Origin of the sequence: Collinsella sp. CLA-AA-H167 (genome assembly GCF_040095305.1) — a bacterium.
GTDB lineage: Bacteria > Actinomycetota > Coriobacteriia > Coriobacteriales > Coriobacteriaceae > Collinsella.
On record NZ_JBBNGA010000001.1, the window covers coordinates 191,993 to 206,282 of the forward strand.

Below are 14,290 nucleotides of genomic sequence, written 5' to 3' on the forward strand. Positions count from 1 at the left end.
GTTCTATAGCGGTTCTTTCGAAAGGAATTTACTATGTCTACCAAGATTGAAGTCAATGCCATGGGCGATGCCTGCCCGCTGCCCGTCGTCAAGACGCTTAAGGCACTCAAACAGCTTGACGGCGAGGGTGCCGTGGTGACCTCGGTCGATAACGAGACCGCCGTCAAGAACATCTCCAAGATGGCGCAGGAGAAGGGCTGCACTGCCTCGGTCGAGAAGGTTTCTGACGCTGAGTGGCGCGTGACCGTGACGACCTCTGGCGCCATTGCCGTGGCTGATCCCGAGCAGGATGGCGCTGCCTTCTGTGGTGCCAGCACCGGCAAGGGCGAGCTCGTCATTTCCGTCTACACCGACTGCATGGGCCGCGGCGACGACGAGCTGGGCCACAAGCTCATGAAGGCCTTCATCTTTGCCGTGACGCAGCAGGAGGAGCTGCCCGCGACCATGCTGTTCTACAACGGCGGCGCCAAGCTTACCGTCGAGGGCTCACCGGTGCTCGACGACCTGAAGGGTCTGGCGGAGCAGGGTGTCGAGATCCTTACCTGCGGTACCTGCCTCGATCACTTTGGCATTAAGAACCAGCTCGCGGTGGGCGAGGTCACGAACATGTATGTTATCGTCGAAAAGATGGAGCAGGCCGTGCGCGTCGTGCGCCCGTAGCGTTTGGGCGGGATTGCCATGAGAGAAAAGCGCCCGGCGCTTGTCATCACGTTTCCTACCACGGCGGCCGCCATGGGCTGCGAGTCCCTATGCGTCGAGCGCAGGCTTCCCGGGCGCACGATTCCCGTGCCCGGGGAGGTCGCTGCCGGCTGCGGCCTGGCATGGAAGGCGCTGCCTTCGGATGAGGACCTGCTGCGCGGCGAGCTTGCCGCGTCGGGCGTTCCCACTGAGGGCTTTACCGTGATCGATATGTGGGAGGTCGTGCGATGATCTACCTGGATAACGCGGCGACGACCATGCACAAGCCGCAGACGGTCATCGATGCCGTGACGCAGGCGATGTGCTCGCTCGGCAATGCCGGCCGCGGTGCCACGTTGGGTGCGCTCGATGCGGCGCGTGCCATCCACGGCTGCCGCGCCAAGCTTGCGCGCTTGCTGGGCTGCCCGCGTGCTGACCATGTTTGTTTTACGCCCAACTCAACCGCGGCACTCAACACCGTCATCAATGGCGTGGTGCGCCGCGGCGACCGTGTGGTCACGACGGTACTCGAGCACAACTCCGTGCTGCGTCCGCTTAACCGCCTGGCGGCAGAGCGGGGCGTGACCGTTGAGCATGCGGGTTGCGACGCGAGCGGCGTGCTCGACTACGACGAGCTCGAGCAGCTGGTCACGCCGAGCACGCGTGTCGTGGTGGTGACGCACGCCTCCAACGTGACCGGCAACGCCGTTGACGTTGCACGCGTGGCGGCTGTGGCCCATGCGGCTGGTGCGCTCGTGATTGTCGATGCCTCGCAGTCTGCCGGCACGGCGCATATCGATATGCAGGCCATGGGGCTCGATGTTGTGTGTTTTACCGGCCACAAGGGGCTCATGGGCCCGCAGGGCACCGGCGGCCTAGCCGTGGCAGAGGGCATTGACGTGGCCCCTTGGGCCATGGGCGGCACGGGTGTGCACAGCTTCGATACGCTGCAGCCGCTTGGGTGGCCCACGCGCCTTGAGGCGGGCACGCTCAACGGTCACGGCATCGCCGGCCTTTCCGCTGGTCTCGACTTTATCGAGGCCCAGGGTGGGGTCGAGGCGATTGCTGCCCACGAGCGTGCGCTCGCTGATCGTTTCCTTGCCGGTGTGCGCGAGATTCCGGGGATTAAGCTCTATGGTGTCTTTGACCAGCCGACGCGTTCGGCGATCGTGTCGCTTAACTTGGGCGATATCGATTCAGCTGAGATCTCGGACGCGCTCATGCAGGGGTGGGGGATTGCGACCCGTCCCGGTGCCCATTGTGCCCCGCTCATGCACCGCGCGTTAGGTACCGAGCGCCAGGGTGTCGTTCGCTTCTCGTTTGGGTATTTCAACACGACCGAAGAAGTCGAGACGGCTATCGATGCTCTGCGCAATTTAGCCTGCTAAAGCTGCTGGACCGTTTATACTTGCGGGACGGGTATTTTGCCCGTCCCGTTTTTGTTTCGACCCGAAAGGTGTGCCTATGGCTTCATCCGCCCCGCGCGGTCTGCGCTCCGACCATGTCCTCACCGTCGGCATCGCCCTGTTCTCGATGCTCTTTGGCGCCGGCAACCTCATTATTCCGCCGCTGCTGGCGCTGCAGGCTGGTTCTGCCACCCCGGTCGCCATGCTCGGCTTTCTGATTGCTGCCATCGGCCTGCCCGTCATGGGCTTTATCGCCGTGGCGCTTGCCGGAACGGCGCGCGAGCTTGCTGGCCGCGTGCACCCCAAGTTCGGCGAGTTCTTTGTCGCGGCGGTGTATCTGGCCATCGGCCCGTGCCTGGCTATTCCCCGCACGAGCTCTACGGCGTTCGAAATGCTGGTGCCGCTGCTACCCGAGGGTGTTTCGCTCGGCACGGCACGTCTGGTGTTTGCCATCGGGTTCTTCGTCGTCGCGTTTGCGCTCACGCTGCGTCCCGGCGTCATCACGCGCGTGCTCGGCCGCATTACGGGCCCCGCGCTCATCGCCCTTATCGTATTGGTCGTGGGCGCTGCCGTGGTCTCGCCGCTGGGTCCCGCTGCCGCGCCTCAGGCTCCCTACGATGCAGGCGCCGCCGTGCAGGGCTTTCTGACTGGCTATCAGACCATGGACCTGCTCGCGTCGCTCGCCTTTGGCATTATCATCGCCGAGACCATTCACGAGCTGGGTGTTACCGATGACAAGCGCGTGGCCTTCGAGATCTCGCGCTCCGGTGTGATCGCTGGCGTGCTCATGGCCATCATCTACTGCGGCCTGGCGCTTGCCGGCATGCAGCTCGGCACGGTTATGCCCGATGCCACCAACGGTGCCGCCATCCTTGCCCGTTCCGCGTCCATGCACTTTGGCCTTGCCGGCACGGTCGTGGTCTTTGCGATCTTTTTCCTCGCCTGCATGAACGTGTGCATCGGCCTCATCAGCTGTTGCTCGCGCTATTTCTGCGAGACGTATGCGGTCGAAGGGGGAGCGGAGGCTTCCGAGGAGGCCATGCGCCGTCCCTTTGCGGTTCTCGCCTTTGTGTTCGCGGCGTTCTCGTGCGTGCTTTCCAACGTGGGTCTCGACGTGATCCTCATGTTCTCGGTGCCCATGCTCAACGCCCTGTACCCTGTTGCCATTGTTCTGGTGCTTATGGGCCTGGTGCACGGTTTTTGCGACGCGCATCCGCAGATATGGGTCTGGGTCGGCGGCGTTGTCGCGGTGCAGAGCGTGATCACCTCGGTCCGCGACGCGTTCTTTGCGGGTGCGTGGCTGCCGTTTGATGTGCTGCCGCTGGCGGATATCGGTGCCGCGTGGGCGCCGGTTGCCGTGGTGGCATTTGTGATCGGTCTGCTCCATAGTCGTTTTGTTGCACATTCGAGGAGCTAAGGCATCAATGCTTGCACAGGCGGGGAGTCTCCCCTATAATTTCCTTCGCTTTGGGACACGCAAGGTTTAGACCTTAGCTGCTCAACACCTTCGGGACGTGGCGCAGTTTGGTAGCGCGCCTGCTTTGGGAGCAGGATGTCGCAGGTTCAAATCCTGTCGTCCCGACCATATCTTGCGGGCGTAGTTCAATGGTAGAACCCCAGCCTTCCAAGCTGATGACGCGGGTTCGATTCCCGTCGCCCGCTCCATAAGAATTGTTTTAACGGCTTTGGTTTCCTTTGGGAATCAGAGCTGTTTTCGTTTACGCGCCGGGCGACGGGAATCGAACCCGTCAGGGTGCGGAGCTGAGAAAATGCGTGAGCATTTTCCAGCGCAGCACGCAAGGGCCGAAGGCCCGCAGCGAAACAAGGATTTGCGAAGCAAATCCTTGGACTTCCCGTCGCCCGCTCCAAGCTATATAATCGCAGGCCAATATGCTAATTTGGCTCGCGTTTTTTTTTATACCGTCCGACCTCGCGGGGCAAATGAACCAAGAGCGTTTGTCCCACATCGTAAGAAAGTAGTGATTGCCATGGCACAGAGTAAGGCAGAATATTCCACCCCCGATTGCCTGGCGCCCGCCGCGATCGAGGCCAAGACCGAGGCTGCCGGTGTTACCAAGGCCAACCTACCGCCCTCGAAGGCCTTTATGCTTGCCATGTTCGCCGGCGCGTTCATCGCCTTTGGCGGCCTGTTCTTCACGGTCTTTTTGAGCGATCCCACGCTTGGCTGGGGCGCCCAGCGCTTTGTGGGTGGCCTTGCTTTTTGCCTGGGTCTGGTGCTCGTGCTCATTTGCGGCGCGGAGCTGTTTACCGGCAACTCGCTTATGGTCTGCGCGCTCAAGAGCAAAAAGATCACGCTCGCCCAGATGCTCAAGGCTTGGGTCGTTGTGTGGATCGGCAACTTTGCCGGCGCGCTGCTCGTCGTCTTTTTGGTTTACATGGCAGCTATTTACAAGCTCAACGGCGAGGCCGTCGCCAACACCATGGTGAGCGTCGCCGCCGGAAAGGTTTCGATTGACGCCGTCACCATCTTCTTCCGCGGCATTCTGTGCAACATCTTTGTGTGCCTGGCTGTATGGATCGGTACCGCTGGCAGGACCGTGGTCGACAAGGTCGTGGGCATTCTGCTGCCCATTGCCGCGTTTGTGGCCTGCGGTTTTGAGCACTGCGTTGCCAACATGTACTTTTTGCCCATGGGTATTTTGATGCACTCCTGCGGCTATGGAGTTGATGTCGCCGGCGCCGACGCCCTCAACGCGGCGGGCCTGGCGCTCAATCTTTCCGTCGCCACGCTCGGCAATATCGTGGGCGGCGCCCTGATCGTTGCGCTGGGCTACTGGTTTATCTACGCCAACAGGGAGGCCTAAAGGCCCCACGGCATAACCGACCAAAGAGGGACAGGTTTATTTTGGCAGGTTTTAGACGAGGCGCTTCGACGTCTTGTCACGAGCTGCCATAATGGACCTGTCCCTTTTGCGTGCGCGCCGGTATTTATTTGCCCGATGACGATCGCGGGGGACCAGCTTTTTATTGAACATGTCGAAAGGCTTTTCATGAGCGACTGCGAATCCATGTCTGCCGAGGTGCGCGGCCGCCTGCGTTCCATTCCCGCCGTTCACGAGCTGCTTGCCGAGTGGCCGGTCATGAAGGCTGCTGGCGATGCAGGCGACACGATGGTACGCGAGGCGATTGACGCCGAGCTCGATGCCGAGCGCGCGGCGATTCGCTCCGGCGCCCCTGCAAGGAACAAGCGCGAGCTCGCCTTGGCAATTGAGCAGCGGACCCATCGCCTGTCGCTGCCGACCCTGCGCCCTGCCGTCAACGCGACGGGCGTTGTGATTCACACCAATCTGGGCCGTGCTCCGCTTGCTCCCGCAGCGGTGCAGGCGGTGGCCGATGTCGCCCGCGGCTACAGCACGCTTGAGTATGACGTCGCGACCTGTGCCCGTGGGGGCCGCAAAGAGCATGCCGCGCGTCTGCTGCGCACGCTCACGGGGGCGCAGGACGCCCTGGTTGTCAACAACAACGCCGCGGCGGTGCTGCTGGTGCTTGCCGCGCATGCAAGCGGCAAAGAGGTCATCGTGAGCCGTGGCGAGCTTGTCGAGGTGGGCGGCAGCTTCCGCATTCCCGATATCATGGCGGCTTCGGGTGCCAAGCTTGTCGAGGTGGGCTCCACCAACCGCACGCATCTGGATGATTACCGAAGCGCCATTACGCCCAATACGGCGATGATCTTGAAAGTTCATCCTTCTAACTACCGTATCGAGGGTTTCCACGAGGAGGTTTCCGCGGCGGAGCTTTCTGCGCTGGCGCATGAGCACGGGCTGTTACTGTACGAGGACCAGGGCTCGGGCGCTTTGCTTACAGATGAGGTGCTCGTCGATGCTGGGGAGAAGCCCACGTCCGCCTCGCTTTGCGCCGGCGTTGACGTCGTCTCGTGCTCGGGCGACAAGCTGCTCGGCGCCTCGCAAGCTGGCATTATTCTCGGTAGCGCCCAGGTTATCGCTGCCTGCGCCTCTCATCCGCTTATGCGCGCGCTTCGCCCCGGCAAGCTCACGCTCGCGGCGCTCGAGGCTACCCTGCGTCTGTATGTGACCGGTCCCGATACAGCGCATCGGGAGATCCCGGTGCTCAACATGCTTTCCGGCGCGTCGGCTCCGCTCGAGCGTCAGGCCAAGCGCCTGCATGACCGCATGCTGCGCAAGCTTCGTGACTCTCAGTGCGAGGAGGCGGTGGAGCTGCAGGTTGTCGAAGGCGCTTCTGCCCCGGGCGGTGGCTCGCTGCCGACCGTCGAGCTCCCAACCTTTTGCGTTGCCGTCTGCCCCGTCGATGGGCGCCTGTCCGTCGATGGCCTGAAGCGCGCTATGGTTCAGGAGCCCGATACGCCGATTGTGACGCGCGTGCAGCACGACCAGGTGCTGTTTGACGTTCGCACGCTTGTGCACGATACCGACCTTGATTTGTGTGCGTCTGCGTTGGCCGACGCCGTGCGGGCGGGTTTGCGCCGATGACTGCGCGCGAGCTTGTCGAATGTCCCGTTGTCATTGGAACGGCGGGGCACGTCGACCACGGAAAGTCAGCCCTTATCGAGGCGCTGACCGGAAAAAATCCCGACCGTCTGGAGGTCGAGCGGCGCCGCGGTATGACCACGGAGCTCGGTTTTGGCGAGCTGGTGCTGCCGAGCGGCAATCTTGTCGGCCTGGTCGATGTACCCGGTCATGCCCACTACCTACGCGCCATGGTGCAGGGTGCTACCGGCGTGGATGTTGCGTTGCTGGTGGTTTCTGCCGTTGAGGGCGTGATGCCGCAGACCCGCGAGCATGTTCGCGTACTGGAGCTGTTGGGTGTGACGCACATGGTCGTTGCGCTTACGATGCGCGATCTGGCCGATGACGAGACGGCGGAGCTCGCCGAGCTCGACGTGATGGATTTCCTCGGCGATACCGTCTTTGCCAATGCGCCCGTGGTGCCCGTTTCCTCTCGCACGGGTGCGGGTATCGAGGACGTTCGCCTTGCCCTCGATACCGCTATCGACTCTTTCCTGGCCGATGCCGCATCCCGCCCGGTGCGCCCCTGTCTGGCCCCGCGCCTGCCCATCGACCGCTGCTTCACCATCAAGGGATCCGGGACGGTCGTCACGGGCACGCTTCACGATGCCCCCGTGGCGGTGGGCGATGAGCTCGTTTCGAGTCCCGCGGGCGTGCGCTGCCGCGTTCGCGCGATTCAGGTGCATGGCGATACTCCTCGGGCGTTGCCCGGACAGCGCGTGGCGCTCAACATCGTGGGCGACGGCGCGGGCGACCTTCCGCGCGGCGAGGTCCTCTGCGGGTCTGGTGCCGAGGGCTCGACGCTCAGGCTTATCGCGCGCTTCACCTATCTGGGGCGCGAGGGCGCCAAGCCCGTGCCCTTCGAGTCCGGCACGCGCGTCCACGTGATGGTGGGCACGGCAGAGGTCCTCGGCCGTATCATGCTCATGGAGGGCGCGGGGCCGATTGCCCCGGGCGAGACGCGTACCGTGCAAATCCGCCTGGAGGAGCGCCTTCCCGTGCGCTCGGGCGACGGTCTCATCGTGCTTGCGTTCTCCCCGGTGGTACTTATCGGCGGCGGTTGCGTTCTTCTTTCGCGGTGCCGCCGCTCGCGCGACCTCTCCGCGGAAGAGGTCTCGCTGCTCAGGGCTCTGGATGCCGGCGACCGCGCCGCCGCCATTGCCGCATGGCTGGGGCTGCAGCGCCTGCCCGTGCCGGCGGCCGTTGCCGCCCGTGCGCTCGACCTTTCCGGTGCCGAAGTCGCGAGGCTCCTGCACGCCGCGGTGGCGTCGGGCGATGCGGTCGCCCTCCATCCGGAGCGCTCGACCGAGGAGCTCTATGCCGCCCCCGCTGTGCTCGATGCCGCCCTTGCCGCCCTCGCCGACACGCTTGTCGTCATGCATAAGGCCGCGCCCAAGCAAACGGGCTTCACCCCGGGCGAGGTTGCGCATGTCGCCTGGCCGAAAGCGGGCGAAGACGTCGCGTCTGCGCTCATCTTCGAGGGCTGTGCGCGCGGCATCTGCGCCCAGGAGGGGTCCGAGGTCTACGACCCACATTCCGCCGCTGCGGCGATACGTGTGGTGCGCGAGGCCGGCCGGCGCATCGCGGCCCTGCTGGACGAGGCGGGCCTCGATGCACCGACGCTTCCCGAGGTGGGGCAGCAGTTGCAACTCGATCGCGACACCATGACGCGTGCCCTGCGCGAGCTTTCGCTCAACCGCTCGATCGTTAAGGTCGAGCGCGACGTTGCCTTGTCCGCCGCCGCCGAGGCTCAGGCGCGCGAGGTCGTTGCGGCGGCTATCGAGGCTGCCGGCGGCGCTGTCACCACGAGTGTGCTGCGCGAGGCCCTGGGCGTGTCGCGCAAGCGAGCCATTAGCATCTTGGAGCACCTGGATGCGGTGCGTTTTACGACGCTCGACAAAGGAGCCGGCGGCCTAAGATCGCTTTGTTAGGGGCTGCCGTATCGCTGTTCGCCACGACGCCCTGCTAGTTTGGTAAAATACCGCCACGTTTGGGAACGGATGGGCTCCGGTGGGCCCCGCGGTCCTCAAAACCGTTGTGAGGCGTGCAAAACGTCTTGGATGTGTTCGATTCACATACGTTCCCGCCAACGCATCCTGCCAACCACCACAAAGGTGCCTGTCCTCTTTGTGGTGGTATGGACCATGTGGACGAAACAGCTTCGAAACACGCGATTTGTACGTTGGGTGCTCAAAAACGCTTCTACCTGCATCGTAATCAAAACGAAACATCTGCTCGTCGGCTTATGCGAAACTTTGCTGCAACAGTGCGATATTATCCATACTCGATAACGTTCGCGGCGCATAGGGTGCCGCGACCAACATTTTTCGTTTCCCATCATTGGAGGAAGCATGAGCTACACGCAGAAAGTTCTCGACGAGCTCAAGGCCCGCTATCCCGAGCAGCCTGAGTTCATCCAGGCCGCGACCGAGATCCTCGGCACCATCCAGCCGGCGCTCGACGCCCACCCCGAGTACGAGGAGGCCGCCCTGCTTGAGCGCCTCGTCGAGCCCGAGCGCATCGTTATGTTCCGTGTCCCTTGGGTCGACGACCAGGGTAAGGTCCAGGTCAACCGCGGCTACCGCGTCGAGTTCAACTCTGCCATTGGACCCTACAAGGGCGGCCTGCGCTTTAACCCGACGGTCACCCTGGGTATGCTCAAGTTCCTGGGCCTGGAGCAGATCCTCAAGAACAGCCTGACCACCCTTCCCATGGGCGGCGGCAAGGGCGGCTCCGACTTTGACCCCAAGGGCAAGTCCAACAACGAGATCATGCACTTCTGCCAGTCCTTCATGACCGAGCTCTATCGCCACATTGGCCCCAACACCGACGTTCCCGCCGGTGACCTGGGCGTTGGCGGCCGCGAGGTTGCCTACATGTTCGGTCAGTACAAGCGCCTGACCAACGAGTGGACCGGCGTCCTCACCGGCAAGGGCCTCTCCTTTGGCGGCTCGCTCGCCCGTACCGAGGCCACCGGCTACGGTTTGGTCTACTTTGTGGACGAGTACCTCAAGAGCCGCGGCGACTCCTTCGAGGGCAAGAACGTCGTCGTTCACGGCTCCGGTAACGTCGCTATCTACGCCGTCCAGAAGGTCGCGCAGCTCGGCGGCAAGGTGCTGGCCTGCTCCGATACCCACGGCTGGGTCGAGGATCCCGACGGCATCGACTACACCGTGCTCGAGCACGTCTACAACAAGAAGCGCTCCGGCCACGACAAGGGCGTTACGCTCGCTATGTACGTCGACGAGAAGCCCAATGCCGTGTGGCACGAGGGCGACGGCCGCGGCGTGTGGCAGCTTCCCTGCGACATCGCGCTGCCCTGCGCTCGTGAGAACACGCTGCTGCTCGAGGACGCCCAGGCGCTCGTCGCCAACGGCTGCAAGGTGGTCGGCGAGGGCGCGAACATGCCCACGACCATCGAGGCCACGACCTACTTCCAGGAGAACGGCGTCGCCTTTATGCCCGGTAAGGCTGCCAACGCCGGCGGCGTGCTCGTGTCCGGCCTGGAGATGAGCCAGAACGCCGAGCACCTGTCCTGGACCTTCGAGGAGGTCGACGGCAAGCTCGAGCAGCTCATGCGCGGCATGTTCCACAACGTGGACGACACCGCCAAGGAGTACGGCGAGGAGGGCAACTTCGTCATGGGCGCCAACATCGCCGGCTTCCTGAAGGTCGCCGACGCCATGCTCGCCCAGGGCGTCTGCTAAATCCAGCTCGACATAGCAACTGATGAGGCTCCCAGCATTTGTGCCGGGAGCCTTTTTCTATGGTGGTGAGGGCCGTGCGCCCTCGTTTGGTACACTAGAGGACACTGGACAAGTGAAGAGATGGGGGAGAACGTGCTCAAGTTCGGTACCTACGTCCGTGTTGGAAACGCGGCCGAAGCCTATGAGCTCTTACAGAAGAACCGCAACAACAAGATTGTGGGCGGCGGCATCTGGATGCGTCTGGGTTCGCGTCGCGTGGCGACGGCGATTGACCTTTCGGCCTGCGGACTCGATCAGATCGAGGAGACCGAGACCGAGTTTCGCATCGGTGCCATGTGCACCCTGCGCCAGCTCGAGCGTCATGCCGGGCTCAACGCGCTTGTCAACAATGTCTTTGAGTTCGCCGTCCACGACATCGTGGGCGTGCAGCTGCGCAATACCGCCACGGTGGGCGGCAGCATCTACGGCCGCTTTGGCTTCTCGGACGTTCTCTCGGCGTTCCTGGCGCTCGATTCGTATGTTGAGCTGGCGGGCGCCGGCCGCGTGCCTCTCGCCGAGTTCGTCGACATGGGTTACGTGCGCGACGTGATCGAGCACATCGTGGTCGTTAAACACGATTACCGTGCGAGCTACGAGGCCGTGCGCAAGGCCGCGACCGACTTCCCCTCGTTGAACGTCACCGCCGCCTGGTGGAACAACACTTGGCACGTCACCGTGGGCGCCCGCCCGCTGCGCGCGACCCTGCTGCAGAGCGTGGCGTGCGGCCTTACCAACGAGCAGCCTTCCGAGGACGAGCTTCGCGCCCTTGCTGCATCCGTGCGTGCCCTGAGCTACGGAACCAACCTGTGGGGCTCGGCCGACTACCGCCGTCGCATCTCGGCCCCGCTCGCCGTCCAGGCCGTGCGCCGTGCCGCCGGCATCGAGCTTTCGGCCGCGCTTGCCCGCGAGCTCGAGACCGTGCAGGTCCCTAAGTTTGCCACGGACGAGTATTCCTGCCGCCGCGTGCCCGGCGTCGATTCTAGCGAGGTGCGCTAATGGCTGCCAAACTCATCGATCTTTCCTTTACGCTCAACGGCCGCAAGGTCAAGGTTCAGATTGCCCCCGACACTATGCTCTTTGCCCTGCTGCGCGAGCAGGGCTGTGCGTCGGTGCGCTGCGCCTGCGAGACCACCAACTGCGGCCTGTGCACGGTGTGGCTCGACGGCGACCCGGTGCTGAGCTGCTCGGTTCCCGCCGCGCGCGTCGAGGGCCATACCATCACCACGCTCGAGGGTCTCAAAGCCGAGTCCGAGGCGCTTGCCCGCGCGATGGCTGCCGAAGGCGCCGAGCAGTGCGGTTTTTGCGCCCCCGGCCTTATCATGAACGTGCTGGCACTCGCCCGCGCCGCCAAGGAGGACCCGAGCCTCGTCGCCACGCGCGAGGAGCTCTCGCGCCAGCTCGCCGGCAACCTCTGCCGCTGCAGCGGCTATGAAAGCCAGCTGCGTGCCATCGTCCGCTTTCTCAACGAGTCCGGCGTACAGGTGGGCTTTGAGTTGCCCGAGCTGCCGGTCAACGACACCAGCTCTGACGGCGTCACCTACAAGCAGATTACTCACAAGCAGCCCAAGAAGGACTCGAAGGCCCTGCTCGAGGGCCGTCCGGTCTACACCGGCGATATGGTGCCCGCCGGCGCGCTAATCGTCAAACTCAAGCGCAGCCCGTATGCGCGCGCCAAGATCCGCTCCATCGATACGTCTCGCGCGTTGAGGGTTCCCGGTGTCGTGGGCGTCTACACCTACGAGGACGTGCCCAAGCGCCGCTTTACCATTGCCGGTCAGAGCTATCCGCAGCCGAGTCCCTACGACCGCCTGATTCTCGAGAACCTGGTGCGCTACCAAAACGAGGAGGTGGCGATCGTCGCTGCCGAGACCGAGGAGGCTGCCGACAAGGCGCTCAAGCTCATCAAGATCGACTATGAGGTGCTCGAGCCCCTGCTCGACTTTACCCAGGCACTCGATAATGACATCGTGGTCCACCCCGAGGGCGACGTGACCTTTATGTTCCCGCAGGGCGGCGACGTGCCCCGCAACCTGGTGTGCAGCGGTACCAGCGACTTTGGCGACCTGGACGAGGCCTTTGCCCAGAGCGACATCGTCTTTGAGCGCACCTATACCAGCCAGGCCACGCAGACCGCGCCCATGGAGACCTTCCGCGCCTTCGCGACGACCGACGCGTTCGGCCGCATCTCGGTGACCACTTCCACGCAGGTGCCCTTCCACGTGCGCCGCATGGTCGCGCAGTCGCTCGACATTCCGCAGTCGCAGGTGCAGGTTATTAAGCCGCGCATTGGTGGCGGCTTTGGCTCCAAGCAGACGGGCTGCTGCGAGATCTTCGTGGCGTTTGTGACCCAGCAGACCGGCCGTCCGAGCTATTGCTGCTACACCCGCGAGGAGACCATCACCGCGGGCAACTCGCGCCACCAGATGCAGATGACCGTCAAGCTGGGCGCCATGAACGACGGCACCATCACGGCCATCGATCTGCACACGTTGTCCAACGCCGGCGCTTACGGCGAGCACGCCACCACGACGATCGGCCTTTCGGGCCACAAGAGCCTGCCTATCTACAACCATGTGAAGGCGAGCCGCTTTAGCTGGGACGCCGTCTACACCAACACCAACCGCGGCGGCGCGTATCGCGGCTACGGTGCCACCCAGGGCCAGTTTGCCGTGGAGAGCGCCGTCAACGAGCTCGCCGACATGCTGCACATGGACCCCGCCGACCTGCGCCTTAAGAACATCGTGCGCGAGGGCGAGATCATGCCGCAGTACTACAACGAGAAGCTCAACGCCTGCGCGCTCGACCGCTGCCTGCTGCGCGCGATGGACATGATCGGTTGGCGCGACAAGCCGCTGGCCGTCGACCTGGGCGACCGCGTGCGTGCTCTGGGCTGCGCGCTCACCATGCAGGGCTCGGGCATTTCCAACGTGGATATCGCCGGTATCGACATGCGCCTGGAAGAGGACGGCTTCATTACCATCGGCACCGGCGCTACCGATAACGGCATGGGCGTCGACACGATCTTGGCGCAGATTGCCGCCGAGGAGCTGGGCGTGGAGAGCTCGCAGATCGTGGTGCGCGGCGTAGACACCGACGTGTCGCCGTTCGACGCCGGCTCGTATGCGAGCTCGGGCACGTATGTGACGGGCCTTGCTGCCAAGAACGCCGCGACCGAGCTGCGCGAGAAGATTTGCGCCAAGGCCGCCCAGATGTGGGACGTGGACGCCACCGACGTGGTCTTCGATGGGCAGTACGTGCGTCTGTCCGACGAGCGCGCCGCCCGCGAGCGCGGCCGCTACCTCACGCTGCGCGACTTTGCCAACCTGTGCGTCAAGAACATCGCGGGCGGCGACGCGCTGACCTCGCACGCCTCTGCCTGCCTGCCCGTTTCGCCTCCGCCGTTTATGGCCGGCATTGCCGAGGTCGAGGTCGACAAGGCCACCGGCAAGGTGACTGTGGTGGATTACGCGGCGGCCGTGGACTGCGGCACCGTGATCAACGAGGCGCTCGCGCGCGTCCAGGCCGAGGGCGGTATTGCCCAGGGTATCGGCCACGCGCTCTACGAGATTGTCGAGCACGATGACCGCGGCCGTCTGCGCACCGGCAACTTTATGAGCTACAAGCTGCCCACGCGCTTGGATATCGGCAGCATTCGCGTGGCCTTTGAGCCGAGCTACGAGCCGACGGGCCCGTTTGGCGCCAAGTCGATCGGCGAGGTCGTCATCAACACGCCGCTCGCCGCCGTGGCATCGGCCGTCGCACACGCCACCGGCCACCAGGTCCGCTCGCTGCCCATCACGCCCGAGAAGGCCCTGCTGGGGGAGTAGCGGGTCAGCGAACAAGTCGTAGTTGGCGGGACGGGACAACTCGCCCCGCCTTTTGCACTCGTGGTGAGGTCGTGAGCCTGTAAAACGTGTGCGTGCGCTTGTCGTTCGTATCTGCTATCATTCCTAGT

10 protein-coding genes and 3 tRNA genes are annotated in these 14,290 nt (G+C 63.8%); all 13 read left to right on the forward strand.

Features of this window, described 5'->3' with window-relative positions:
* Positions 1–33 precede the first annotated feature (33 nt).
* The 13 genes from yedF to AAAT03_RS00970 all read left to right on the forward strand — a co-directional run bounded on the left by yedF (position 34) and on the right by AAAT03_RS00970 (position 14,162).
* Positions 34–660: a sulfurtransferase-like selenium metabolism protein YedF gene (gene yedF / locus AAAT03_RS00910; protein WP_349102368.1), complete on the forward strand. Its 627-nt coding sequence runs from the start codon at positions 34–36 to the stop codon at positions 658–660.
* A gap of 18 nt (positions 661–678) precedes the next feature.
* The gene (locus AAAT03_RS00915; RefSeq protein WP_349102369.1) at positions 679–930 is read left to right on the forward strand and encodes a DUF3343 domain-containing protein; all 252 of its coding nucleotides are present in this window, start codon (positions 679–681) and stop codon (positions 928–930) included.
* Positions 927–2,066: an aminotransferase class V-fold PLP-dependent enzyme gene (locus tag AAAT03_RS00920; RefSeq protein ID WP_349102370.1), complete on the forward strand. Its 1,140-nt coding sequence runs from the start codon at positions 927–929 to the stop codon at positions 2,064–2,066. The genes AAAT03_RS00915 and AAAT03_RS00920 overlap by 4 nt, the downstream gene beginning before the upstream one ends.
* Positions 2,067–2,142: 76 nt before the next feature.
* Positions 2,143–3,501, forward strand: a complete 1,359-nt coding sequence (gene brnQ / locus AAAT03_RS00925; protein ID WP_349102371.1) for a branched-chain amino acid transport system II carrier protein — start codon at positions 2,143–2,145, stop codon at positions 3,499–3,501.
* 91 nt (positions 3,502–3,592) lie between these two features.
* Positions 3,593–3,669, forward strand: a tRNA-Pro gene (locus tag AAAT03_RS00930).
* 6 nt (positions 3,670–3,675) lie between these two features.
* A tRNA-Gly gene (locus AAAT03_RS00935) sits at positions 3,676–3,749 on the forward strand.
* Between the two features lie 323 nt (positions 3,750–4,072).
* Entirely contained in the window at positions 4,073–4,909 is an 837-nt protein-coding gene (locus AAAT03_RS00940) for a formate/nitrite transporter family protein (RefSeq protein ID WP_349102372.1), read from the forward strand.
* A gap of 186 nt (positions 4,910–5,095) precedes the next feature.
* A complete protein-coding gene (selA, locus tag AAAT03_RS00945) occupies positions 5,096–6,553 on the forward strand; it encodes an L-seryl-tRNA(Sec) selenium transferase (RefSeq protein ID WP_349102373.1) in 1,458 nt (485 codons plus the stop codon).
* Entirely contained in the window at positions 6,550–8,520 is a 1,971-nt protein-coding gene (selB, locus tag AAAT03_RS00950) for a selenocysteine-specific translation elongation factor (protein ID WP_349102374.1), read from the forward strand. The genes selA and selB overlap by 4 nt, the downstream gene beginning before the upstream one ends.
* A 61-nt stretch (positions 8,521–8,581) precedes the next feature.
* Positions 8,582–8,678: transfer RNA gene (locus AAAT03_RS00955), tRNA-Sec, on the forward strand.
* A 262-nt stretch (positions 8,679–8,940) separates the two neighbouring features.
* Positions 8,941–10,296, forward strand: a complete 1,356-nt coding sequence (gdhA, locus tag AAAT03_RS00960; RefSeq protein ID WP_195361367.1) for an NADP-specific glutamate dehydrogenase — start codon at positions 8,941–8,943, stop codon at positions 10,294–10,296.
* 132 nt (positions 10,297–10,428) lie between these two features.
* Positions 10,429–11,331, forward strand: a complete 903-nt coding sequence (locus AAAT03_RS00965; protein ID WP_349102375.1) for an FAD binding domain-containing protein — start codon at positions 10,429–10,431, stop codon at positions 11,329–11,331.
* Positions 11,331–14,162 carry a molybdopterin cofactor-binding domain-containing protein gene (locus tag AAAT03_RS00970; protein WP_349102376.1) on the forward strand — a complete coding sequence of 944 codons (2,832 nt, stop codon included), beginning with the start codon at positions 11,331–11,333 and terminating at the stop codon, positions 14,160–14,162. Before AAAT03_RS00965 ends, AAAT03_RS00970 begins: the two co-directional genes overlap by 1 nt.
* Positions 14,163–14,290: the final 128 nt, after the last annotated feature.